We start from the raw sequence: 23746 nt of genomic DNA, 5'->3' as shown, positions 1-23746 counted from the left end.
CTCAACAAATAAAACAAATAAAAGCATCCATGAAAAAACATCCACATCCACAGGCGACGCGCCTTGCCCTGGCGCTGGGCCTGGCCTTCCTGCCGTTTGCCGCGCACGCGCAAGTTCCCCCCGATGCGGGGCAAACCCTGCGGCAGCTGCAGGCGCCGCTGGCGCCGCCGCGCGACAGCCAGCCATTGACGATACAGGCGCCGCTCGACGCGGCACCGGTGGCGCCCGGCGGGCCGGCCGTGACGCTGCGTTCCGTCACACTGGCGGGCAATTCCGTGTTCAGCCAGGAGGTGCTGCGCGCGGCGCTGGGCGAGGTGACGGGCACGACGTTTGACCTGGCCGGCCTGCGCGGCCTGGCCGGGCGCCTCAGCGCGTTTTACCATGCCGGCGGTTACCCGTTTGCCCGCGCCATCGTGCCGCCGCAAGGCCTCGAGCACGGTGAGCTGCGCATCGACATCATCGAGGGACGCTACGGCGTGGTTCGGGCGGAAGGTGAAGATGCCGCGCTGGCGCGCCAGGCGACAGCCTTCCTTGGCAACTTGCAATCAGGCAGCGTGATCGCCAGCGCCCCGCTCGAACGTGCCGCCTTGCTGCTCGATGACTTGCCTGGTATCGTGGCCAGCGCCACGATGCGTCCGGGCGAGCAGGCGGGCACGGGCGACCTGATCGTCCAGGTGGCGCGCGAGCGGCGCGTCAGCGGCGACATTGGCCTGGACAACGCCGGCAGCCGCTACACGGGGAAAAACCGGCTGCGGGCGAATGTCGATATCAACAGTCCCTTCCTGCTGGGCGACCAGATCAGCGTGCGGGCCCTGCTCAGCGAGGAAGAGTTATGGCTCGGTTCGCTTGGCTACAGCCTGCCCCTGGGTGTTTCGGGCTTGCGCGGCAATGTGGCGTATTCGCACACCAGCTATGTGCTGGCGAAGGAATTTGCCAGCCTGCATGCGAATGGCACGGCCAAGGTGGCAAGCGCCGGCCTCAGCTATCCCATCCTGCGCTCGCAACAGGCGAACCTGACCCTGATCGCCACCTACCAGTCGAAGCACTTGCAGGATAACCGCGACAGCACGGCCACCTATGAAAGCAAGTCGAGCAAGTCGCTGCCCGTGGCCCTGCAGTTCGATTACCGCGACGCCTGGGACGGCGTGACGTATGGCAGCGTGAGCTGGACGCCGGGCAAGCTGAAGCTCGATGCGGGCCTGGCCGCCGTCGATGCCTACGGCACCAGGGGCAGCTTTCATAAGTTCAACCTCGATGTCGTGCGCCTGCAATCCTTGCCTGCCGGCTTCAGCCTGATGGCCCACGTGGGCTGGCAGCAAGCGGACGGTAACCTGGACTCGTCGGAAAAGCTGAGCCTGGGCGGCGCCAGCGGCGTGCGCGCCTATCCATCGGGCGAAGCCACGGGCGACGAGGGCGGCCTGGCGCAGCTGGAACTGCGCTACGGCGCCGGCGCCTTCACGCCGTATGCGTTCATGGATGCGGGGCGCATCACGCTCAACGCCAAGCCCGTGGTGGCCGGCGACAACCGGCGCAGCCTGCGCGGCGGCGGCCTGGGCTTGCGCTACCAGCACCAGGCGTGGAGCGCGGATGCGGCCCTGGCCTGGCACACGGTGGGGGGGCGACCGCAATCGGAGGCGAACAGCGATCCCAGGCCGCGCGTGTGGCTGAACCTCGAGTACCGCTTCTAGACGGCGCACTGCAAGGCGCACGATTGAAACGTGCGCCTTGCAAAATAATCAAACAGCCGTTATATTCCCCGTTCTTTCTCGAACCCCTTCCTTATTGGAGCCAAAAGTGCCTCGCTTCTTCGCCATCACCTGCTAACGCTGACGAAATGCTCTCTGCAGCATCGTTCGGCGCGTTGACGCCCCCGATTGCTGCGGCACTGTTTTTGCTCCATCCGCACACGTATCCAGGACCACCGTCCTGATCGTCCACGCCCGAACACGTCGTCAGCATCCCTGACCCTGTATGGACACGCCCCGGTGAACGCGGCGTGGGACGCTATGTTTTTACAATCTCTGCCCTTATTCAAATACCCGCGCACGCCGCACCTGGAAGGCTCGCGCCTGCAGGACGGCGATGACGCTTCCGACCAGATGCCCCTGAAAAAGCTGGCTGGCCAGTACGTCGTCATCGAGGAAAAAATCGATGGCGCCAACGCGGCCGTGTCGTTCAGCGACGCGGGCGACGTGCTGCTGCAGTCGCGCGGCCACTACCTGGTGGGCGGCGGCAGCGAACGCCAGTTCAACCTGTTGAAACCGTGGGCGCATGCGCACGAACACGCCTTGCTGCATCTGCTGGAAGATCAGTATGTGCTGTTTGGCGAATGGGCTTACAGCAAGCATTCCGTGTTTTACGACCGCCTGCCCCATTACTTCAACGAGTTCGACGTGTATTGCCGCCGCACCCAGACCTTCCTGTCGACGGCGCGCCGCCACGCCATGCTGGCCGGCTCGCCCGTGCTGTCCGTCCCCGTGCTGTATGCGGGAACGATGCCCGCGGCGCCGAAACAGCTGTGTCAGCTGCTGCGCCATTCGCTGGCCAAGTCCCGGCTGTGGCGCGAGGCGTTTGACCACGTGGTGGCGCGCGAGCGCCTGCCGCCGGACCTGTGCTGGAAGCAGACGGACAAGTCCGACCACGCGGAAGGCCTGTACCTGAAAGTGGAAGACGACACGCAAGTGCTGGCCCGCTACAAGCTGGTGCGCCATGACTTTACGCAAACCATCCTCGACAGCGGCTCGCACCACAGCACGCGGCCCCTGATCGCGAACCAGCTGGCCGACGGCGTCGACCTGTACGCGCCGCAGCCGCTCGTCACCTGGGAGGGCCTGGGCCTGCACACCTGCCGTTCGCTCGATGAGCTGGCAGTATTTTCAAGGAGTACAAAATGAACTGGAAACAGTTACAACAGCTGGTGCCCATGGCGGGCCAGTCGCCCGACTTTGCCGCCTGCCTGGCCGCCTTCCCGCAGCTGGAGCTGGCGAAGACGACGCCGCAAAATCCCGTCTACCACGCGGAAGGCGATGTGTGGACGCATACGGTGATGGTGGTGGAATCGCTGCTGGCCATGCCCGATTACCAGGCCGCCACGCGGGCGGAACAGGAAATCGTCTTCCTGGCCGCCCTGCTGCACGACGTGGCCAAGTGCAGCACCACCGTGATCGACCCGGCAACGGGCGCCATCGGCCAGCCCGGCCACTCGCGCAAGGGCGCCCTCGATGCGCGCATCGCCCTGTGGGATGGCGACGTGCCGTTTGCCGTGCGCGAGGAAATCTGCCGCCTGATCAATGTGCATCAGGTTCCTTTTTTTGCGCTGGAGCCGTCGCGGCGTGGCGTCACGCCCGAGTTCACCGTGCGCGAACTGTCGTGGCAAGTCGATATCCGGTTGCTGGCCATGCTGGCCGAGGCCGATATCCGCGGGCGCATCTGCCCCGATCCGCAGCGCATACTCGACGCCATCGAGCTGTTCCGCGAACTGGCGCGCGAAGAAGGCTGCTATGGCCAGCGGCGCGCCTTCGTCGATGATCACACGCGCGTGAAGTATTTTCGCGGCGCCGAGGCGCATCCCGATTACCCGCTGTTCCAGGAGCCGGGTTCGCACGTGATCGTCATGTCGGGCTTGCCCGCCTCGGGCAAGAATACCTGGGTGGAGCAGCACCATCCGCGCCTGCCCGTCGTCTCCTTCGACGATGCGCGGACGGCCTTGGGCTTGAAGCACGGCAAGAACGAGGGGCAGGTGGGCGACTATGCGGAAGAGCGGGCGCGCGAACTGCTGCGCCGTGGCGAGCCGTTCGTGTGGAACGCCACGCATTTGTCCCGTTTGATGCGCGAAAAGACGCTCAACCTGCTCTACAAATACCATGCGCAGGTGGAGCTCGTATACCTGGAGCAGCCGCGCAAGGAATTACTCAGGCGCAACGGCCAGCGCGACACCTCGCTCAGCAACAAGAAGCTGCAGTCGATGCTGTGGAACTGGGAAATCCCCTTGCCGATGGAGGCGCATGCCGTGCGTTACTGCGTCGCTTGAGGCGCGGTGGAAACGGTGTGTTCCCCGGTTTTTCATAAGGATATAAGCAATCAAAATAATAATATTAATTTTTAAAAATGCAACAAACTGAGTATATTGCGATTCTTTCATTTATTACAATGGATTGCCTGGAGCGCTGAACGGCCGGGCTGTGGCGCGGGGGTTTCCCTCGCGTTTCCTGAGTGAATCACCGGGTGATCCACTCTTCCTCTTTGAATGAATTGGAGTCCTCAATGCAAAAATCCCTGATCGCACTGGCCGCGGCGGCCATGCTTGGCCTGGGCGCCATGTCTTCCGCCCAGGCGGCTACCGAGACCATCACCTTTACCGCCGAGCGCGCGCTGGGTGCCACCAACTGGGCCGACACCTTGGGCTTGGGCAAGTTCGACAGCAATCTGGGGACCTTGACCTCGATCAAGTTCCACCTGGAAGGCGCCGTGCAGGGCAGCGGCAAGGCGGAAAGCCTGGACGCCAGCGCCTCCGACGTGACGCTGAGCCTGGCGTCGCTGCTGACCTTGTATCGTCCCGACAATTCCACCTTGCTGGTGGCCAACCCGCTGTTCACGCAGACGTTCGCCCTGAGCGCCTTCGATGGCAGCATCGACTTTGCCGGCACGTCGGGCGCCAATACGGGCCCCCGGTCCAGCACGGGTTCGAACGGCTATACGAGCGCCAGCGCCAGCGATTTCGCCCTGTTTTCCTCGGCGGGCGGCGGCTTGATCCAGCTGGGCCTGAACGCCATCGGTTCCTCGACGGGCAGCGGCTCCGGCAATTTGCTGACGCAGTTCCAGACGGCCGCCTCGGGCCGCGTGGCAGTGACGTATGAATACGTCAGCGCCGTGCCGGAACCGGAAACCTACGTGATGCTGCTGACGGGGCTGGCGCTGGCCGGCGTGATGGCGCGCCGTCGCAAATCCACAGTGTGATCAGCGCCGTGCCCGCCCGGCGATCAGCTGGGCGATCTCGCTGAACAGTTCATTGTTCAGCGAGGCGGGCAGGGTGGTGGCCAGGCTGCGGCTGTAGTAGGCGCCCAGGTCCAGTCCCAGGCCCAGCCCGCAAATCTCGATGGCGCCCTGCGCCTCGCGGCGCGCCACCACCTGTTTCAAGTGCTGGGCCAGGTAAAACTCGTCGTTGGCCAGATTCGTGGCCGTATCCATCGGACAACCGTCGGACACGACGAGCAGGATGCGCCGCCGTTCCGGGCGCGCCAGCATGCGCGTGCATGCCCACTCCACGGCTTCGCCATCGACGCCTTCGCGGTACAAGTCCGCTTTCAGCAGGGCCGCGATATCGGGCCGCGCGCGGCGCCAGCTGGTGTCGCCCCCCTTGAAGACCATGTGCACGAGTTCATTCAGGCGGCCCGGATTGGCGGGCGAGCGGGCGCGCATCCAGTCGCGTTTCACCCGCCCGCCGTTCCACGCGCCCGTCGTAAAACCCAGCAATTCCGTCGTGACGCCGGCCTGGTCCAGCGCGCGCAGCAGCATGTCGAGCAGCACGGCCACGGATTCCGCATGCGTCTTCATGGAGCCGGAGCAGTCGACGAGAAAGGTCACCAGGCAATCGGCTTGCGGCAGGAATTGTTCCTTGCGGAACAAGCGGCGCTCCGACGGCGAGCTGATCAGTTGTGCCAGGCGGCGGCCATCGATATAACCCTCTTCCTCGCCGAAGGACCAGCCTGCGCGCTGCGGCAGGGCCAGCAGCTGGGTAAAGCGCCGCGCCAGGCGGGCAGTGTTGATGCCCAGGCTGGCGATGCGCGCATCCATGCGTTCGCGGTATTCGAGCAGCAGGGCGCGGCGCACCAGTTCGCCCGCGTTTTCCTCGAGGTCGTACGCCGTCGAGTAAGCCCGGTAAGCGCCATCGCCGTCGCTGAAGGCGCGGCTCTCGCCCAGCGGGGCGGCGTCAGGGAGATGATCGTTGTCGCTGTCGAAATCGAGCAGCAGCTTGAAGGCCGCCTGCGCCCTGGCGTCGCCCGCCTCGTCCTGCTGGCCATCGCGCGCCGCCTGCGCATCCTGCAGCATGGCGTCGACGGCGTGGGCGATGGCCAGCGCGTGGCGCGCATAGGTGGCCTGGTGCGCGCGGTGGCGGCGCAGGCCGGCCAGGTCGCCGCTCAGCTGCGACGAGATGGACCAGCGCGTCGCTTCGATGAAATCTTCCGTCTTTTCCAGCACGGCCCGCGCCGTCAGGCGCGACCAGCACATCTGGAACACCGTGTACAGGAGCAAGCCCGCGGTACCTTCGGCCAGGCCGGAATCGTAAAACGCGTGCGACCAGGCCGTGAAGCGGTGGCGCAGGTTCTCGATCACGCCCGCGTGCTGCTCTGGCGCCAGCGTTTCCACCCGTAACTGTTCCAGCAGCTCGAAGACGAGGCGCGCCACGGGTGCTGGCGGACACAGCGACTTGTGCAGGGCCGTATCCGTATGCAGCAGGCGCAGGGCCACGCTGTCGGCCGCGCCGCGCAAGGACGGCAAGTCTTGCAGCGCGGCATCGGCCTGCAAATGGGCCGCGTGGATGGGCAGGGGGCGGTGGCCGTCGTGCAGGCGCCGGCCCCGGTAGCGGATGGAGGACATGCCGCTGACGGCGCGGATGGCGCCCGCGCACAGTTCATCGGTTGCCTGCTGCTCGCGCGTGTAGGCTGCCGGCTGGGACTCGGGCACGCTCATGGCGCCGTCGCCAGCAATTCCTCATTGAAACAGCGCTGGTAGTACTCGGCCACCATGGGCCGCTCGGCCTCGTCGCATTTGTTGAGGAAGGACAGGCGGAAGGCCAGGGCCGGGTCGCGGAAGATCTGGCAATTCTCGGCCCACGTAATCACCGTGCGCGGCGACATCAGGCAGGACAGGTCGCCCGCCGCATAGCCCTTGCGCGTGAGGTCGGCCACGGCCACCATGCTGGCCGCCAGCTGGCGGCCCGCCTCGTCATTCATGGCGGGAACCCTGGCCAGCACGATGTCCGTTTCCTCGGCCTGCGGCAGATAGTTCAAGGTGGCAACGATATTCCAGCGGTCGATCTGCGCGTGGTTGAGCACCTGCGTGCCGTGGTACATGCCGTTCAAATTGCCCAGGCCTACCGTATTCGAGGTGGAGAACAGGCGGAAGTGCGGGTGCGGCGTGATGACGCGGTTCTGGTCGAGCAGGGTGAATTTGCCGTCGCGTTCGAGGATGCGCTGGATGACGAACATCACGTCGGGGCGGCCCGCGTCGTACTCGTCGAAGATCAGGGCCACGGGGCGCTGCAAGGACCAGGGCACGATGCCTTCCTGGAATTCCGTCACCTGCTGCTGCTCGCGCAGCACGATGGCGTCCTTGCCGACCAGGTCCAGGCGGCTGATGTGGCCATCGAGGTTGACCCGCACGCAGGGCCAGTTCAGGCGCGCCGCCACCTGCTCGATATGCGTGGACTTGCCCGTGCCGTGCAAGCCTTGCACCATCACGCGGCGGTTGTGCGTGAAACCGGCCAGTATCGCCAGGGTCACATCCTTGTTGAAGCGGTAGGCGGGGTCGATGTCGGGCACGTGCGGGTCGCGCTCCGTGAAGACGGGCACGAGCAGGTCACTGTCGATATGAAACAGGCTGCGCACCGATTGCATGCTGTGCGGGGCTTGCGCCGCTGCGGGGGGATGTTGGCGTGAATCTGGCACCTTGTTCTCCTGGTCAAACCGCAGCGTGGGCGCCGCGGCGTTTATGAATTACCGGCTTGCAATGCTTCGCTGTCGCCACCGGTCGTCGGCATGGTTTCCGATTCGATGGCGGCCAATGCCTGCGCGGCGCGCTGCAATGCTGGCAAGAAATGTAAAGCCTTGTCGTGCGTCAAACGGATGATGGGCGCCTGGATCGCCACGGCCAGGTTCGAGCGGCCATTCGGGTTCGGCACCAGCACGGCCACGCACAGCAGGCCGGGCAGGAATTCCTCGTCGTCCAGCGCATAGCCATTGCGACGCACCACTTCCAGTTCGCGTTCGAGCTTGACGGGGTCCGTCTCCGTCTTGTCCGTAAAGCGCGTCAATTCCATGTGGCCCAGCAGGCGGCGCCGTTGCACGGGCGTCATTTGCGCCAGGAACAGCTTGCCGCTCGACGAGCAGTGGGCCGGCACGCGCGAGCCGGGATGCAGATAGAAGCGCAGCGGTGCCGCCGTTTCCACGCGGTCCAGGTACACCACTTCGCTGCCGCTGAAGGCCGTCAGGTTGCAGCTTTCGCCCACTTCCTCGACCAGCTGGCGCAAGACCATGCGGCGGGCGCCGTGGAAAGTATTGTTAATCAGCAGGTTCGACGCCAGCCGGCGCAGGCGCACGCCCGTGCTGTAGTGGCGGCCATCGCTTTCGCGCTGCAGCACGCCCACGCTTTCCAGCTGTTGCAGCATGCGGTGCAAGGTGGGCTTCGGCAGGCCCGTTTCTTCCACCAGCGCTTGCAGCGACAGCAGCTGGTCTTTCTCGGCAATCACTTCCAGCAAGGCAAACAAACGCATCGTGGGCGTGTCGCCTTCCAGTTTTTCTGGCTCAAGTTTTGGGGATGAAATCATGTCCATGGTGGCCTCGGTTGGGTATCTGTGTGTTATTTCATTTTCGAACTCAAATTGTACCGTTTCCTCGAAATTCTGTTTGACTTTTGATTGCTGAACGCTTAAATTGAATTGTATATCAAATTTCGGAACAAAATATACCGATTTTTGATAAATAAGTTGATCACTTCAACAGCCTCAATCACCACAGACCAGGAGACACCCATGAATGACATGACCGAGCAAAAAGCCGCCGCCGCAGCGGCCACCCCCACCGGCCCGCAAAAGATGACGCCGTCCGAAGCGTTCGTGGAAACCCTGGCCGCCAATGGCGTGACCGACATGTTCGGCATCATGGGTTCGGCCTTCATGGACCCGATGGATATCTTCGCCCCGGCCGGCATCCGCCTGATCCCCGTCGTGCACGAGCAGGGCGCCGGCCACATGGCCGACGGCTATGCCCGCGTCTCGGGCCGCCATGGCGTGGTCATCGGCCAGAACGGCCCCGGCATCAGCAATTGCGTCACGGCCATCGCCGCCGCCTACTGGGCGCACACGCCGGTCGTGATCATTACGCCGGAGACCGGCACGATGAGCATGGGCCTGGGCGGCTTCCAGGAAGCGAACCAGCTGCCGATGTTCGAGGAATTCACCAAATACCAGGGCCACGTGACCAATCCGGCCCGCATGGCCGAATTCACGGGGCGCTGCTTCGACCGCGCCATGTCGGAAATGGGGCCGACGCAACTGAATATCCCGCGCGACTATTTCTATGGCGAAATCAAGGCCGAGATCCCGAAACCGAACCGCCTCGATCGCGGCGCCGGCGGCGAGCAAAGCCTGAACGATGCGGCCGAACTGCTGGCGCAAGCCAAGTTCCCCGTGATCATCTCGGGCGGCGGCGTCGTCATGGGCGACGCCATCGAGGAGTGCAAGGCCCTGGCCGAGCGCCTCGGCGCGCCGGTGGTCAACAGCTACCTGCATAACGACTCGTTCCCCGCCAGCCATCCGCTGTGGTGCGGCCCGCTCGGCTACCAGGGTTCCAAGGCGGCGATGAAACTGATCGCCCAGGCCGACGTCGTCGTGGCCCTCGGTTCGCGCCTGGGCCCGTTCGGCACCCTGCCGCAGCACGGCATGGATTACTGGCCGAAGAACGCCAAGATCATCCAGATCGATGCGGACAACAAGATGCTGGGCCTGGTCAAGAAAATTTCGGTGGGCATCTGCGGCGACGCCAAGGCGGCCGCCAAGGCCATCCTGGCCCGCCTGGACGGCAAGACGCTCGACTGCGACGCCACGCGCGAAGAACGCTATGCCACCGTGCAGGCCGAGAAGGCGGCGTGGGAAGAGGAATTGACGAACTGGACGCATGAAAAGGATGCGTACAGCCTGGACATGATCGAAGAGCAGAAGAAAGAGCCGGGCAACTATCTGCACCCGCGTCAGGTCTTGCGCGAGCTGGAAAAAGCCATGCCCGAAGACGTGATGGTGTCGACCGACATCGGCAACATCAACTCGGTGGCGAACAGCTATCTGCGCTTCGAAAAGCCGCGCAGCTTCTTTGCGGCGATGAGCTTTGGCAACTGCGGCTATGCCTTCCCGACCATCATCGGCGCGAAAGTGGCCGCGCCGCACCGTCCGGCCGTATCGTATGCGGGCGACGGCGCCTGGGGCATGAGCCTGATGGAAACGATGACCTGCGTGCGCCACAACATTCCCGTGACGGCCGTGGTGTTCCACAACCGCCAGTGGGGCGCGGAAAAGAAAAACCAGGTGGATTTCTACAACCGCCGCTTCGTCGCCGGCGAGCTCGACAACCAGAGCTTTGCCGAGATTGCGCGCGCCATGGGCGCCGAAGGCATCACGGTCGACAAGCTGGAAGACGTGGGGCCGGCGCTGAAGAAGGCGATCGACATGCAAATGAATGAAGGCAAGACGACCATCATCGAAATCATGTGCACGCGCGAGCTGGGCGACCCGTTCCGCCGCGATGCGCTGAGCAAGCCGATCCGTCACCTGGACAAGTACAAAGACTACGTCTGATGCGCCCGGGTTGTTGGATGACGCCCTCTGGGCTGATCCAACCTGCGTATCCGCGTATGGCGCGGGCGTAGGTTGGAGTAGCCGGGCGTATGCCCGGCGTAATCCGACGCAGCGTTGTGACGAAATTCTCACACATTGTCACTTCAGCATCGTAATTTCAATAAAGAATACAAAGCGTCCCGGTATTTGGATTATTTGATTTGACAAGCACCCGCATTCAGCTTAAATTCAATAAAAATACTAAAAAACGGAACGAAAAGTACCAAATTCGACTCACGGAGACAAAAATGAACACACGCGTAATGACCGATGCCGTCACCACCGACTTCCTGCAAGCGTTCGGCGATGCCTGGAACCGCCACGATATCGAGGCCCTGATGGCCGCCATGGCCGACGACTGCGAATTCCACGCCGTGGCCGGTCCTGACTTGCTGGGCAAGAGCTTCATCGGCCGCGACGCCGTGCGCGCCGGCTTCGAACTGGCCTGGCAAACCTTCCCCGACGCGGCCTGGCTCAATCCCGTGCATTTCGTCAGCGGCGAGCGCGGCGTGACGGAATCGACCTTTGCCGGCACCAAGGCCGACGGCACGCGCATCGAAGCGCGCATGGTCGATATCTTCACTTTCCGCGATGGCAAGATCGCCGTGAAGAACGCTTTCCGCAAGGACCGTCCACCGGTCGTCAGCGCCACCACCCAAGCCTGAGCCAGCACGTTCACCAGGAATGACCATGAACAAACCTGTCGATACTCCACCTGGCGTACTGGGTAGCAGCACCGCGGCCCGCACGCCTTACGATCCCGGCTACGATCCGCTGGTGGCGCAGCGCCCCGGCCACGGCAATGCCTACGCGCCCACCTACTGGATCGGCACGGCGGGCGAGCCGCCGGCCGACGATGGCCCCATCACGCATGACATCGATGTCGACGTGGCCATCATCGGTTCCGGTTTCACGGGCCTGACCTGCGCCATCTTCCTGGCCCAGGAACACGGCATCAAGGCCACCGTGCTGGAAGCGAACCGCGTCAGTTGGGGCTGCAGCACGCGCAACGGCGGCCAGGCGCAATGCACGACGGGCCGCCTGAAGCGCTCGCAGTGGATAGACCGCTACGGCATGGACACGGCCCTGAAATTGCACACGGAAGTGTGCGACGCGATGGCAACGTTCAAGAAGATCACGGCCGACATCGATTGCGACCCGCAGCCGGGCGGCCACCTGTACATCGCCCACAAGGCGAAAGCCATGCCGGCGCTGGAAAAAGAAGCCAAGGTGATGCGCGAGATCTTCAAGTACGACGCGCGCATCCTCGACGCCGACACCGTCAAGCGCGAGTACGTGGACGACAAGGAAGCGGCCGGCGCGCTGCACGAGCCGGAAGGCATCGGCATCCACGCCGGCAAGCTGGCCTTCGGCTACCTGCGCAAGGCGCGCGCGCTGGGCGCCAAGGTGCACCCGGCGAGTCCCGTGATGGGCTGGGAAACGCGCAACGGCGTGCATTACCTGCAAACGCCGGGCGGCGTGGTGCGCGCCCGCGCCGTGGCCGTGGCCACGGGCGGCTACACCTCGCCCCATCTGCATCCGCAAGTGAAGAACCGCTTGCTGCCTATCCTGTCGAATTCCATCGTCACGCGGCCGTTGACCAATTCGGAAATCGAGGCGTGCAACTTCCGTACCCACCAGGTGATCACGGATACGCGCATCCTGCGTCATTACTACCGTTTGATGCCGGACAACCGCGTGCAGATCGGCAGCCGCAGCGCCATCACGGGCGCCGATGCACCGGACGGCAAGTACGAGCAGTTCCTGGTCAACGATCTGCACCGCAAGTTCCCCGCGCTGGCCGGCATCGGCATCGACTATTCATGGTGGGGCTGGGTCGACGTCAGCCACGACATGATGCCGCGCATCGTGCAGCCCGATCCGAAGCAGTCGATCTTTTACTCGCTCGGCTACGGCGGCAACGGCGTCATGTATTCGGCGCAGGCAGGGCGGCGCATGGCCGAGCGCATCGCCGGCAAGGCCAGCGACACAGGCTTGCCCATCTTCAACTCGAAATTGCCGTATCCCAACATGATGGAACTGGTCGAGTCGCAGGCATTCGCCCCGTTCCGCCGCCTGGGCCAGCGCTTCCTGTACCGCTGGTATCACTTGAAGGATGAAGTTTTCTAACAGCAGCACTGTAGTTCAAGCCGCCGCATGCGTTGACAAAGATCAGCCAGCGGCGCCTCCCGCAAGGGATGAGATTGCCCGCAGCGTTCACATAACAATAAACTTGGAGTGAGACATGAACACGAATACGAGCAAAACAGGTTTTTCATCGATGCGCCGCGCCGTCCTCGGCACCGTGGTGCTGGGCGTGGCGCTCGCGTCCAGCGGCGCTGTCTTCGCGCAAGGCAAGGAAGTGACGATTGCCTACCAGGAAATCAACGGTCCCTTCCTGGTGGCGATTGCCAGCGGCGAAGTGGAAAAAACCACGGGCTATAAAATCAACTGGCGCAAGTTCGATTCCGGCGCCAAGGTGGCGACCGGCATGGCGTCGGGCGACGTGCAGATCGGCGTCATCGGGTCGAGCCCCCTGACGGCCGCCGTCAGCCGCGGCGTCGACTTGCAGCTGTTCTGGATCATCGACGACATCAACGAAGCCGAAGCGATGGTGGCCCGCAACGGCGCCGGCATCACCAAGCCCGCCGACTTGCGCGGCAAGAAGATCGCCGTGCCGTTCGTGTCCACCACGCACTTCCACACCATGTTCGCGCTGGAAACGTGGGGCATCAAGCCGACGGAAGTGAAACTGCTGAACATGCAGCCGAACCAGATCGCCGCCGCCTGGGAACGGGGCGACATCGACGCCGCCTTCGTGTGGGACCCGGCCTTGAGCAAACTCAAGCAAAACGGCAAGGTGCTGGTGACCTCCGGCGAACTGAGCAAGAAGGGCAAGGCCACGTTTGACGGCATGGCCGTCGAACGCGCCTGGGGCGAGGCGAATGCCGACTTCATGGCCAAGTTCGTCAAGGTGATGGCGGCCGCCGACGCCGACTACCGCGCCAATCCGAAAGCCTGGACGATCGATTCGCCGCAGGTGAAGGCCAACGTCAAGCATTCGGGCGCGGCCGCCAAGGACGTGGCCGCTTCCGTGGCCCTGTACGCCTATCCCTCGCTGCAGGAACAGGCGTCGCCCGCCTGGCTTGGCGGCGGCGCGAAGGGCGGCGTGGCGCAAGCCTTGCTGGCCACGGCGCAATTCCTGAAGGGCGAAGGCAAGATCGACACCCTGGCTCCTGACTACGCCAAATATGTGACACCCAGGTATGCACAGGCCGCTGGCCTGCTGAAGTAAACGTTGTGCGATGGCGCGCCTGCGGGCGCGCTGACTGAACAGAATGCGTTGAACTGAAGTGACTACACCTATGCGGGGCACACGATGGAAAATCTCTACGTCAAGGATGTCAGCGTGATTTATCCGGGCAAGACGGCCGGTGAACGCGTGCATGCCTTAAATAATATCAACCTGACCATCAATAGCGGCGACTTCGTCGTCGCCCTGGGCGCATCGGGCTGCGGCAAGACCACTTTGCTGAGCCTGATGGCGGGCTTTATCGCCCCGTCCAAGGGTGAAATCATGCTGGGAAGCAACAAGGTGGAAGGGCCGGGCGCCGACCGTGGCGTCGTGTTCCAGAAACATGCCTTGCTGCCATGGCTGAACGTGATGGAAAACGTGGAATTCGGCTTGAAACTGCAAGGCGTGCCGAAAGCCGTGCGGCGCGAACAGGCGGCCAAGAACCTGGCGCTCGTGGGCTTGAAGGACTTTCACGACAATATGATCTATCAGTTGTCGGGCGGCATGCAGCAAAGGGTCGGCATTGCCCGCGCCCTGACCAGCAATCCGGCCATGCTGCTGATGGATGAACCGATGGCGGCGCTCGACGCGCTGACGCGCGAAACCATCCAGGAGTTGCTGCTCGATATCTGGGCCAAGTCCAGCACCATGTTCTTCTTCATTACCCACAGCGTCGACGAGGCGCTGTTCCTGGCGAACCGCCTGATCGTCATGTCGCCCCGTCCGGGCCGCATCACGCATACGTATGAACTCGATTTCAACAAGCGCTTCCTCGAATGCCGCGATGCGCGCGCCGTGAAATCGAGCCCGGACTTCATCAAGATGCGCGAAACGGTGCTCAACATCATTTATGGCGACGAGCGCGCCGTCAATAAAGAGCTGGAGGTGTCCCATGCATAGCCCATCCGTCGTGGGATTTCCTCCCACCACCGCCAAGCGCGCCGGCTTTTTGTCGCGCCTGTTCGCGCCCCGGTGCGCCATGCCCGGCGAAGCGTTCGGCGCGCCGGGGCAGGGCAATTCCAGCCGCATCGCTACCGTCACCGTCATCGCCGTGCTCCTGCTGTGGTTTGGCGTGACGGCCAGCGGCATGGTCAAACCGCTGTTCCTGCCGTCGCCGCAAGCCGTGTACGAGAAATTCATCATGGCGGCCACCACGGGCTTCGGCGGCGCCACCCTGTGGGAGCACACGGTGGCCAGCCTGGTGCGTGTGTTTGGCGCATTCGGCCTGGCGTGCCTGTTCGCCATTCCCATCGGCGTGATGATGGGCGTCAATCGCGTGGCGCGCGGCATCTTCGATCCCTTGATCGAGTTCTACCGTCCGCTGCCGCCGCTCGCATACTTGCCACTGGTCATCATCTGGTTCGGCATCGGCGAATTTTCGAAGGTCTATCTGATCTTCCTGGCCATCTTTGCACCGATGGCGATCGCGGCCCGTGCCGGCGTCAGCTCCGTGTCGCTGGAGCAAATCCACGCGGCCTACTCGATGGGCGCCACGCGCTTCCAGGTGATCGTGCACGTGATCCTGCGCGCCGCGATACCGGAAATCCTCACCGGCATGCGCATCGGCATCGGCGTGGGCTGGACCACCCTGGTGGCTGGCGAGATGGTGGCGGCCACGCGCGGCCTCGGCTACATGGTGCTCAGCGCGTCCGAGTTCCTGGCCAGCGATGTGGTGATCATGGGCATCATCGTGATCGGCTTCTTCGCTTTCCTGTTTGATTTGATGATGCGTTACCTCGAACGTACCCTCGTGCCATGGAAGGGCAAGGTGTAAGACGTTCACGGGGAGTGGCGCGCACGCCACAAGTGTTGCGCGCCGCTCCCTATCTTTTTAACCTTTGCCGTGCCGATGTCGAGGCCGGCTCAACGTAACGCCCGGCAACGCCCCTTACTTTTCTCCCAACGTGTTTCGCCCTTAGGCGACCGCGCCGGGCCGCTGCATTTCCAGATTGACTTATGGCATGCAGCCAACCAGACTGATTTGATGATGTATCGATGCTGCTTGACAGTGTTGCCCATAAAAAATAAAGCCGCGCGGCAGGAATCGGCCGCAGCAGGCGAGGGCGCACTGAGCTTCAGATATTACTAGGAGACACACATGATTAGCGACAACCATAACAACACGGGCTTGCAGCACTCGCTGAAGCAACGCCACATGAGCATGATCGCCATCGGCGGCGTGATCGGCGCCGGCCTCTTTGTCGGCAGCGGCGTCATCGCCAAGGCCGCCGGCCCGGCCGCCATCCTTTCCTTCTTGCTCACGGGCGGCCTGGTCGTTTTGATCATGCGCATGCTGGGCGAGCTGGCCTCGTCCCTGCCCGTGGTCGGCTCCTTTTACGAATATGCGCGCCTGGCTTTCGACGACAAGCCGAAAGTGTCGAAATTCCTCGGCTTCATGAGCGGCTGGATGTACTGGTACTTCTGGGTCGTCGTCGTGGCGCTGGAAGCCATCGCCGGCGCCAAGCTCGTCAACTTCTGGCTGCCCGACGTGCCCTCGTGGTCGATCAGCCTGGTGCTGCTCGTTTCCATGACCGTGCTCAACCTGTTCTCGGTGAAAGCGTTCGGCGAATTCGAGTTCTGGTTCGCCTCGATCAAGGTGGTCGCCATCATCGTCTTCCTGTTTGTCGGCGCCCTGTTCATCACGGGCAGCTTGCCCAACAGCATCCCGACCCTGGGTTTCTTGACCAGCAACGGCGGCTTCATGCCGCACGGCTGGGGCCCGGTCCTGAGCGGGGCCGTCGCCGCCACGGCCTTTTATTCGGGCGCCGAGATCGTCACCATCGCCGCCGCCGAGACGTCGGACCCGGCCAAGGCCATCGCCCGCGCCACCAATTCCGTCATCACGCGCGTGCTGATGTTCTATGTCGGTTCCATGTTTGTCGTCGTCTGCATCGTGCCCTGGGATTCGCCGGCCATCGCCACGCCCTTCGTCAGCGCCTTGAAGGTGATGAACATTCCGTACGCGGCCCACATCATGAACGCCATCATCCTGACGGCCGTCTTGTCGGCCCTCAATTCCAGCCTGTACGCGTCGTCGCGCATGATCTTCGCGCTGACGCGCCGCGGCGATGCGCCGACCGGCCTGGTGAAACTGAGCAAGAACGGCGTGCCCATTCGCGCCATCCTGTTCAGCACCTTGTTCGCCTACTTTGCCATTGCCGTCTCGTATGTGTCGGCCGACCTCGTCTTCCCGTTCATCGTCAATTCCTACGGCATTCTGATCCTGTTCGTCTACCTGCTGATTGCGATATCTCAATTGCGTTTGCGCCGCCGCCTCGAACGCGAATGCCCGGAACGCATCAAGGTGCGCATGTGGCTGTTCCCCTACCTGACGTATTTCACCATCATCGCCATGCTGGTGATCCTCGGCGCCATGAGCGTGTCGTCCGATACGGAGCAGCGCGTGTCGTTCTGGTTCGGCCTGTTGAGCGTGGTCATCATGAGCGTCATGTACTACATCAAGAAACTCGTCAACGACGACCGCGCGGGCGGCGATGCCGCCGATGCCAAAGTGGAGCTCAAACATGTCTGACGCCACCTTGCTGCCCGCTGGCCGGCGCCGCTTCCTGCGCACCACGGCCGCCCTGGGCGCGGCCGCCGTGGCGGGGCCGGCCCTGGCCGCTTCCGTCACCCTGCCGTTTGAAAACGGCGAGCGCGAACTCGTGGCCTTCCCGCAAAAGCGCCCGCTGATCCTGCTGACCAGCCGCCCGCCGCAGCTGGAAACGCCGTTCAGCGTCTTTAATGAAGGGGCGATCACGCCCAACGACGCGTTCTTCGTGCGCTACCACTGGAGCGGCTTGCCCACCAGCATCGATGGCGGCAGCTACCGGCTGCGCATAGGCGGCCTGGTGACGACGCCCTTGGAATTGTCGCTGGCGGACCTGAAGCAGCTGGCCGAACCCGTCGACGTGGTGGCCGTGACCCAATGTTCGGGCAATAGCCGCGGCTTCTTCGCCCCGCGCGCGAATGGCGGCCAGCTGGGCAATGGCGCCATGGGCAATGCCCGCTGGACAGGCATCCCCTTGAAAACCGTGCTGGAAAAGGCGGGCATCGCGTCCAGTGCCGTGCAGGTGGCCTTCAACGGCCTGGAAACGCCGCCCGTGGGCGACGGCCCCGACTTTCAAAAGGCGCTGTCCGTCGAGCACATCATGGCTGGCGACGTCATGCTGGCCTGGGCCATGAATGGCGAAGATATCCCCTTCCTCAACGGCTATCCGCTGCGCCTGATCGTGCCAGGGTTCTATGGCACCTACTGGGTCAAGCACCTGAGCGACATCACCGTGCTCGACAAGCCGTTCGACGGCTTCTGGATGAGCACCGGCTACCGCATTCCCGACAATGGTTCCGGCTTCATCGAGCCGGGCGCGCCCGTGGGCAAGACGACGCCGATCAGCCGCCTCAACGTGCGTTCCTTCATCACCAGCGTGCAGGACGGCGCGCAAGTGAAAGCGGGGCGCGACCTGGCCTTGCGCGGCATCGCCTTCGACAGCGGCCACGGCATCAGCGAGGTGACCGTGTCGTCCGACGGCGGCCAGACCTGGCAGGAAGCGGCACTGGGCAAGGACCTGGGGCGCTTCTCGTTTCGCGAGTGGACGATGCTCGTGAAGGCGCCGCGCAAGGGCAGGCACGTGCTGATGGTGCGGGCCGTCAACCGCATCGGCCAGAGCCAGCCGATGAAAGCCCTGTGGAATCCCATGGGTTATATGCGCAACGTGGTGGAAACCACGCGTATCCAGGCAGTCTGAGGAGATTCACATGCGAATGAACATATTGATTGCCGCGCTGGCACTGGCGGCGGCGGGCAGCGCGTGTGCGCTGGACATCCAGCTGCCGCCGGAAACGGCCGCGTACAAACCCAGCGAATTGCCCGGCTACCAGCTGGTGCAGCGCAACTGCATGACCTGCCATGCGGCCCAGTATGCATCGAGCCAGCCGTCTGCTTCGCCGCGCGCCTACTGGGAGGCGACCGTCAAGAAGATGAAAAAGCCGTTCGGCGCGCAGTTTGCCGACGCGGACGTGCCGGCCATGGTCGATTACCTGGTGAAAACCTATGGCGCGGAGCGGGGCGCCGCCGCCACGGTCGCGGCTGCGGTCAAGCCTGCCGCCGCCGTCGCCGCGCCGTCCACGAACGGCAAGGATGCGAAGACCTTGCTGGCGGAGAATGGCTGCATGGCTTGCCACGCCCTTGCCCAGCGCGTGATCGGTCCCGGTTTTGCCGAGGTGGCGGCCAGGTACAAGGGCAAGGATGGCGGCGCTGCCGTGGCGGCGCATATCCGCCAGGGCGGTTCCGGCAAATGGGGCGCCGTGCCCATGCCGCCGTTCAGCCAGCTCAGCGAAGCGGACGCGGCCGTGCTGGCCAAATACGTGCTGTCCAGGTAAGTCCAGCCGCGGCAAGGCGGCGCTCGTCGGCCAGGCTTGCCGCGCCAACCCTGGCCGTTGGCGCGGCAAGCCCGTAATACCACTTGCGCCGGCGCTGCCTGGCGGTATTGCTTTCCATCACCTTGCGCAAGCCTCTTTTTCACATCTTCCATTCGCCGCCGCATCGCGCACCGGCGCCGTGCTCAATACCACTGGTATTGTAAAAAACACCGTTGTACAAAACCACTTGACTACCAATTTCGGGCGTCGCATTCTCTGTGCAGAAAGCCGACGCTTCGCTGTGCTTTCTTTACGTACAACATAAAAAGCTACTTCGATAGTTTTCGTATAACGTTCAGGAGACATTGTGAAGACACGGCAAATAAGCCGGCTGGCCTCGCCTTTGATGGCTGGCCTGCTGGGCAGCGCGCTGCTCGCATGCGGCGGCAATTCCACCACCGAACCCCCATCGACCCTGCTGGCCGCCACGGCCGCCAGCGATAATTGCACGGCCTGGAGCGCCGCTGCCGTCTACACGGCGGGCCAGTGCGCCGTCTACGACGGCAAGGTCTACCGCGCCAAGTGGTGGGTGCAGGGCACGGCGCCGAATAACGACCAGTGGGGACCATGGAGCCTCGATACTACCACGCCAACCCCAACCCCGACACCGACGCCCACGCCAACGCCAACGCCAACGCCAACCCCGACGCCCACGCCCGGCATCCCCACCAAGGCCCAGGCCGAGGCCAACGAGGCGGCGCTGACGAACAACGATTTCTTCCGCAAGGTCAAGGCGTCGATCCGCACCCTGGGCAATACGGCCGTCGAAGCCGTGCAGCCTGGCCTGGCCAGCAATCCGCTCAACGTCAAGCGCGTCGAACGCCTGCTGCCGGCAGCGAAGTGGGATTACTATTTTGCCGCGCGCGACGTCAGCTACACCTACCAGCGTTTCCTGCAAGCCGTGGCCAAGTTCCCCGCCGTGTGCGATGACTACAGCGACGGGCGCAATGCGGATGCCATCTGCCGTCACAGCCTGGCCACCATGTTCGCGCATTTCGTGCAGGAAACAGGCGACCATAACGCCAGCAGTCCGCTGCCGCAATGGCGCCAGGGCTTGAAGTATTTGCGCGAACTGGGCTGCGACGAGACGGGCGCCGGCTGCGGCTACAACGTCGAGTGCGCCGACCCCGTCTTCAACAAGGTCTGGACATGCGGCAAGAATGCCGACGGCAGCTTCAAGAAGTATTTCGGCCGCGGCGCCAAGCAGCTGTCGTACAACTACAACTATGGGCCGTTTTCGCAAGCGATGCATGACGGCGATCAATCCGTCCTGCTGAAAAACCCGGATCTCGTCGCCTCGACCTGGCTGAACCTGGCGTCGGCCACGTTCTTCTTTGTCTATCCGCAACCGCCGAAACCGTCGATGCTGCATGTGCTCGACGGCACGTGGGTGCCGAACGCGGCCGATACGACGGCCGGCGCGGGCAACAATTTTGCCACCACCATCATGATCATCAACGCCGAATGCGGGCAGGGCACGGAAAAGCAGGCCGCGCAAAACCGCATCGATTACTACAAGCAGTTTGCCGCCGACATGGGTTGGGATTATTCCGGCGAGCAGCTGTCGTGCGCCAACATGCAACGCTTCACCCCGGCCAGTTCCGCTTCCTACAACATCTATTGGGAAAAGAACTGGAGCGCCGGTGGCGACAACCAATGCCAGCTGGTCAGCTATCAAACCCCGTACAGCGCCTTGCTGGCAGGGAACTACGTGAAATGCGTGGAAGCCAACTGGAATGTGAAGTTGCAGTAACAGCAAGTGCAGCACAAGCCGGCCAGGGATAACAGTTGACAAGAGCCCCTCGAGGGGCCTGCAACAGCTCTCGATGTACAACCATAACGGAGACCGATACCACATGAAATCGAATGCATTATTGATGGCCTTGCTCAGCGGCGTGCTCGTCGCTTGCGGCGGCGGCCAGGAAGGCACGACTGCCACGCCGAACACCCTGCTGGCCGCCGTCGAGGCGTGCGCCGTCTGGGATGCCGCCACCGTCTACACGGGCGGCCAGTGCGTGGTTTACCAGGGTGTCAACTACAAGGCCAAGTGGTGGACGCAGGGTAATGTCCCCAGCGCCGCCGACCAGTGGGGCCCGTGGGCAGTGATCGATACGCCGACCCCGACGCCGACCCCGACGCCGACGCCGACGCCAACGCCGACCCCGACACCGACACCGACACCGACGCCGACGCCAACGCCGACACCGACGCCAACGCCAACGCCAACGCCCACGGCTTGCCGTCCGGACGGCCTGATCTCGCCCGTGCCGAATGTGCCGTATTGCAAGGTGTACGACGCGAATGGCCGCGAAGTACTGAGCAATGGCTTGAACCGGCGCATCGTCGGCTATTTCGCCAGCTGGCGCACGGGCGTCGATGGCAGCCCCACGTACCTGGTGAATAACCTGCCGTGGGACAAGATCACCCACTTGAACTATGCGTTTGCCACCGTCGATCCGGCCACGTCGAAGATCGCCATCGGCAGCGGCGCGGCCAACCCGGATACGGGCCTGTCCTGGCCGAACGTGCCGGCGGCGGCCATGGACCCCTCGCTGCCGTACAAGGGCCACTTCAACTTGCTGTCGCAATACAAGAAGAAGTATCCGGGCGTGAAATTGATGATTTCCGTGGGCGGCTGGGCCGGCAGCGGCGGCTTCTACACGGCGACGACGAATGCGGACGGCAGCGTGAACACGGCCGGCATCAACACCCTGGCCGATTCCATGGTGGCGTTCGTGCGCCAGTACAACTTCTTCGATGGCGTCGATGTCGATTACGAACATCCGACCACCAACAATGAAGCGGGCAATCCGAACGACTTTGCCGTCTCGAAGCCGCGCCTGGCCGGCCTGATGACGAGCTACAACGTGCTGTTGAAAGTGCTGCGCCAGAAACTCGATGAAGCGGCCGTGCAGGACAACAAGTATTACCTGCTCACCATCGCCGGTTCCGCCTCGGGCTGGGTCTTGCGCGGCGAGGAAAACATGTCGGGGTTGAAATACCTTGATTACGCGAGCCTGATGTCGTATGACTTGCACGGCGCGTGGAACCAGTACGTGGGGCCGAACGCGGCGCTGTTTGACGACGGCAACGATGGCGAATTGCGTGCCGGTAACGCCTACCAGTTCCAGAACATCGGCTACCTGAACACGGACTGGGCCTACCGCTACTACCGGGGCGCCATGCAGGCCGGACGCATCAATATCGGCGTGCCGTTCTACACGCGGGGCTGGAAGGATGTCACGGGCGGCACCAACGGCCTGTGGGGCACGACGCCGCTGATCAGTTCCACCGTCACCTGCGCCGGCACCAAGACGTGCGGCACGGGCGCCACCGGCATCGACAACGTCTGGTTCGACCTCGACTCGCAGGGCAAGCCAACGCCCGGCGGCGGCAACCCCATCTGGCACGCGCTGAACTTGCAGAACGGCATAGTCCCGAGCTACCTCGATGCCTATAAGGTCACCGACAAGGCGCTGGTGGGCAGCTATGTGCCGTACTACAGCAGCACCATGGTGGCGCCGTGGCTGTGGAATGCGACCAAGAAAGTGTTCATTTCCACGGAAACCACGCAGTCGATCGCGGCCAAGGCCCAGTACATCGTCAACAACAATATCGGCGGCGTGATGATCTGGGAAATGGCGGGCGACTATGCCTGGGATGCCACGCGCAACGGCGGCAAGGGCGAGTACTTCATGGGCACCACGCTGACGGACGTGCTGTACCAGGCCTTCCGCACGGCTGGCGTATATGGCAACAAGCGCGCCGAGATCGCCATGCCGGGCACGGCGGCCAACGTCAGCATCACCCTGGGCAGCTGGAAGCTGGGCGACAGCAACTTCCCCATCAATCCGGTCATGACGGTGAAGAACAATACGGCCACGACCCTGCCGGGCGGCACCGTGGTGGAGTTCGACTATCCCGTGTCGGCGCCGTCGGACATGAGCGACCAGTCCGGCTTCGGCTTGACGGTGATCAATGCCGGCTACACGGGGCCGAACAATATCGGCGGCTTCACGAAGAACTACAACCGGGCCCGCTTCGCGATTCCCGCCTGGCAATCGCTGGCGCCGGGCGGCTCCGTGGCGCTGACCCTGAACTACCGGTTGCCGATCTCGGGACCGGCCAATTACACGGTCACCGTGGGCGGCACCAAGTATGCGCTGACGCAGGAGTATCCGGAACTGCCGGTGGCGCTGCCGTAAGGGGCGATACGGTAGTGTAAACAGACAAGGGCGGAACCGCGGTTCCGCCCTTTTTGGTTTCTGGCGTTAGTTAAGCTGGCTTAAAACCACGTCTCGACCTGGAAACCGTACGAGGTGCCGCTGGTATTGTTGTTGTAGATCGGGCCGCCGTTGTTCGACGCATTGACCGAAGCGGTGGCCGCATCGTTCCATTTGCCGTAGGTCACGAAGGCGCGCAGCTCG

At 63.4% G+C, this 23746-nt stretch carries 19 protein-coding genes; 15 read left to right on the top strand and 4 right to left on the bottom strand.

What is annotated here, in order from left to right; all coding sequences use genetic code 11:
- The first annotated feature begins 29 nt into the window (after positions 1-29).
- From O0880_RS24070 to O0880_RS24055, 4 genes are all read left to right on the top strand, one after another.
- Positions 30-1688, top strand: a complete 1659-nt coding sequence (locus tag O0880_RS24070; RefSeq protein WP_289889149.1) for a ShlB/FhaC/HecB family hemolysin secretion/activation protein — start codon at positions 30-32, stop codon at positions 1686-1688.
- A gap of 318 nt (positions 1689-2006) precedes the next feature.
- On the top strand, positions 2007-2894 hold the full coding sequence (locus tag O0880_RS24065) for an RNA ligase family protein (protein WP_289889148.1): 888 nt from the start codon (positions 2007-2009) through the stop codon (positions 2892-2894).
- Positions 2891-4030 (top strand): AAA family ATPase, encoded by a 1140-nt coding sequence (locus O0880_RS24060; protein ID WP_289889147.1) that lies wholly within the window; start codon positions 2891-2893, stop codon positions 4028-4030. Before O0880_RS24065 ends, O0880_RS24060 begins: the two co-directional genes overlap by 4 nt.
- Before the next feature lie 233 nt (positions 4031-4263).
- Complete coding sequence (locus tag O0880_RS24055) at positions 4264-4956, top strand: choice-of-anchor E domain-containing protein (protein ID WP_289889146.1); 693 nt, start codon at positions 4264-4266, stop codon at positions 4954-4956.
- Here O0880_RS24055 and O0880_RS24050 read toward each other — a convergent pair whose 3' ends face one another.
- The 3 genes from O0880_RS24050 to O0880_RS24040 all read right to left on the bottom strand — a co-directional run bounded on the left by O0880_RS24050 (position 4957) and on the right by O0880_RS24040 (position 8551).
- A complete protein-coding gene (locus O0880_RS24050) occupies positions 4957-6690 on the bottom strand; it encodes a cobalt chelatase (RefSeq protein ID WP_289889145.1) in 1734 nt (577 codons plus the stop codon).
- Positions 6687-7616 (bottom strand): AAA family ATPase, encoded by a 930-nt coding sequence (locus tag O0880_RS24045; RefSeq protein WP_289889355.1) that lies wholly within the window; start codon positions 7614-7616, stop codon positions 6687-6689. The genes O0880_RS24050 and O0880_RS24045 overlap by 4 nt, the downstream gene beginning before the upstream one ends.
- Positions 7617-7708: 92 nt before the next feature.
- Complete coding sequence (locus O0880_RS24040; RefSeq protein WP_071324513.1) at positions 7709-8551, bottom strand: IclR family transcriptional regulator; 843 nt, start codon at positions 8549-8551, stop codon at positions 7709-7711.
- 207 nt (positions 8552-8758) lie between these two features.
- Here O0880_RS24040 and xsc point away from each other — a divergent pair, with 207 nt between their 5' ends.
- The 11 genes from xsc (at position 8759) to O0880_RS23985 (ending at position 23524) form a co-directional block, all read left to right on the top strand.
- Entirely contained in the window at positions 8759-10567 is a 1809-nt protein-coding gene (gene xsc, locus O0880_RS24035; protein WP_289889354.1) for a sulfoacetaldehyde acetyltransferase, read from the top strand.
- A gap of 287 nt (positions 10568-10854) precedes the next feature.
- Positions 10855-11271 carry a nuclear transport factor 2 family protein gene (locus O0880_RS24030; protein WP_232250933.1) on the top strand — a complete coding sequence of 139 codons (417 nt, stop codon included), beginning with the start codon at positions 10855-10857 and terminating at the stop codon, positions 11269-11271.
- A 25-nt stretch (positions 11272-11296) separates the two neighbouring features.
- The gene (locus O0880_RS24025; protein ID WP_071324511.1) at positions 11297-12736 is read left to right on the top strand and encodes an FAD-binding oxidoreductase; all 1440 of its coding nucleotides are present in this window, start codon (positions 11297-11299) and stop codon (positions 12734-12736) included.
- A 115-nt stretch (positions 12737-12851) separates the two neighbouring features.
- Positions 12852-13901 (top strand): taurine ABC transporter substrate-binding protein, encoded by a 1050-nt coding sequence (gene tauA / locus O0880_RS24020; protein WP_071324510.1) that lies wholly within the window; start codon positions 12852-12854, stop codon positions 13899-13901.
- Positions 13902-13985: 84 nt separating this feature from the next.
- Positions 13986-14801, top strand: coding sequence for a taurine ABC transporter ATP-binding protein (locus O0880_RS24015; RefSeq protein ID WP_071324509.1), 816 nt, complete (start codon positions 13986-13988; stop codon positions 14799-14801).
- A gap of 79 nt (positions 14802-14880) precedes the next feature.
- Positions 14881-15675: an ABC transporter permease subunit gene (locus O0880_RS24010; RefSeq protein ID WP_051959683.1), complete on the top strand. Its 795-nt coding sequence runs from the start codon at positions 14881-14883 to the stop codon at positions 15673-15675.
- 324 nt (positions 15676-15999) lie between these two features.
- Positions 16000-17433, top strand: coding sequence for an amino acid permease (locus O0880_RS24005; RefSeq protein WP_289889144.1), 1434 nt, complete (start codon positions 16000-16002; stop codon positions 17431-17433).
- Positions 17426-18646 (top strand): molybdopterin-dependent oxidoreductase, encoded by a 1221-nt coding sequence (locus tag O0880_RS24000; protein WP_289889143.1) that lies wholly within the window; start codon positions 17426-17428, stop codon positions 18644-18646. The genes O0880_RS24005 and O0880_RS24000 overlap by 8 nt, the downstream gene beginning before the upstream one ends.
- A gap of 10 nt (positions 18647-18656) precedes the next feature.
- Positions 18657-19280 carry a c-type cytochrome gene (locus tag O0880_RS23995; protein WP_289889142.1) on the top strand — a complete coding sequence of 208 codons (624 nt, stop codon included), beginning with the start codon at positions 18657-18659 and terminating at the stop codon, positions 19278-19280.
- Positions 19281-19626: 346 nt separating this feature from the next.
- On the top strand, positions 19627-21072 hold the full coding sequence (locus O0880_RS23990; RefSeq protein ID WP_289889141.1) for a glycoside hydrolase family 19 protein: 1446 nt from the start codon (positions 19627-19629) through the stop codon (positions 21070-21072).
- 103 nt (positions 21073-21175) lie between these two features.
- A complete protein-coding gene (locus O0880_RS23985; protein WP_289889140.1) occupies positions 21176-23524 on the top strand; it encodes a glycosyl hydrolase family 18 protein in 2349 nt (782 codons plus the stop codon).
- Positions 23525-23604: 80 nt separating this feature from the next.
- On the opposite strand, the gene O0880_RS23980 is transcribed toward O0880_RS23985, so the two are convergent.
- Positions 23605-23742, bottom strand: coding sequence for a carbohydrate porin (locus tag O0880_RS23980; protein WP_258001197.1), 138 nt, complete (start codon positions 23740-23742; stop codon positions 23605-23607).
- Between the last annotated feature and the right edge of the window lie 4 nt (positions 23743-23746).

This window comes from Janthinobacterium sp. SUN118 (genome assembly GCF_030397695.1).
Classification (GTDB): domain Bacteria; phylum Pseudomonadota; class Gammaproteobacteria; order Burkholderiales; family Burkholderiaceae_D; genus Janthinobacterium.
This window is presented reverse-complemented; position numbering and strand designations above follow the sequence as displayed.

What these genes read in the sequence shown, in the direction of transcription:
- O0880_RS24070 (WP_289889149.1), top strand. Translation starts at nt 30, where the DNA reads ATGAAAAAACATCCACATCCACAGGCGACGCGCCTTGCCCTGGCGCTG.
- O0880_RS24065 (WP_289889148.1), top strand. Translation starts at nt 2,007, where the DNA reads ATGTTTTTACAATCTCTGCCCTTATTCAAATACCCGCGCACGCCGCAC.
- O0880_RS24060 (WP_289889147.1), top strand. Translation starts at nt 2,891, where the DNA reads ATGAACTGGAAACAGTTACAACAGCTGGTGCCCATGGCGGGCCAGTCG.
- O0880_RS24055 (WP_289889146.1), top strand. Translation starts at nt 4,264, where the DNA reads ATGCAAAAATCCCTGATCGCACTGGCCGCGGCGGCCATGCTTGGCCTG.
- O0880_RS24050 (WP_289889145.1), bottom strand. Translation starts at nt 6,690, where the DNA reads ATGAGCGTGCCCGAGTCCCAGCCGGCAGCCTACACGCGCGAGCAGCAG.
- O0880_RS24045 (WP_289889355.1), bottom strand. Translation starts at nt 7,616, where the DNA reads ATGCAATCGGTGCGCAGCCTGTTTCATATCGACAGTGACCTGCTCGTG.
- O0880_RS24040 (WP_071324513.1), bottom strand. Translation starts at nt 8,551, where the DNA reads ATGGACATGATTTCATCCCCAAAACTTGAGCCAGAAAAACTGGAAGGC.
- xsc (WP_289889354.1), top strand. Translation starts at nt 8,759, where the DNA reads ATGACCGAGCAAAAAGCCGCCGCCGCAGCGGCCACCCCCACCGGCCCG.
- O0880_RS24030 (WP_232250933.1), top strand. Translation starts at nt 10,855, where the DNA reads ATGAACACACGCGTAATGACCGATGCCGTCACCACCGACTTCCTGCAA.
- O0880_RS24025 (WP_071324511.1), top strand. Translation starts at nt 11,297, where the DNA reads ATGAACAAACCTGTCGATACTCCACCTGGCGTACTGGGTAGCAGCACC.
- tauA (WP_071324510.1), top strand. Translation starts at nt 12,852, where the DNA reads ATGAACACGAATACGAGCAAAACAGGTTTTTCATCGATGCGCCGCGCC.
- O0880_RS24015 (WP_071324509.1), top strand. Translation starts at nt 13,986, where the DNA reads ATGGAAAATCTCTACGTCAAGGATGTCAGCGTGATTTATCCGGGCAAG.
- O0880_RS24010 (WP_051959683.1), top strand. Translation starts at nt 14,881, where the DNA reads ATGCCCGGCGAAGCGTTCGGCGCGCCGGGGCAGGGCAATTCCAGCCGC.
- O0880_RS24005 (WP_289889144.1), top strand. Translation starts at nt 16,000, where the DNA reads ATGATTAGCGACAACCATAACAACACGGGCTTGCAGCACTCGCTGAAG.
- O0880_RS24000 (WP_289889143.1), top strand. Translation starts at nt 17,426, where the DNA reads ATGTCTGACGCCACCTTGCTGCCCGCTGGCCGGCGCCGCTTCCTGCGC.
- O0880_RS23995 (WP_289889142.1), top strand. Translation starts at nt 18,657, where the DNA reads ATGCGAATGAACATATTGATTGCCGCGCTGGCACTGGCGGCGGCGGGC.
- O0880_RS23985 (WP_289889140.1), top strand. Translation starts at nt 21,176, where the DNA reads ATGAAATCGAATGCATTATTGATGGCCTTGCTCAGCGGCGTGCTCGTC.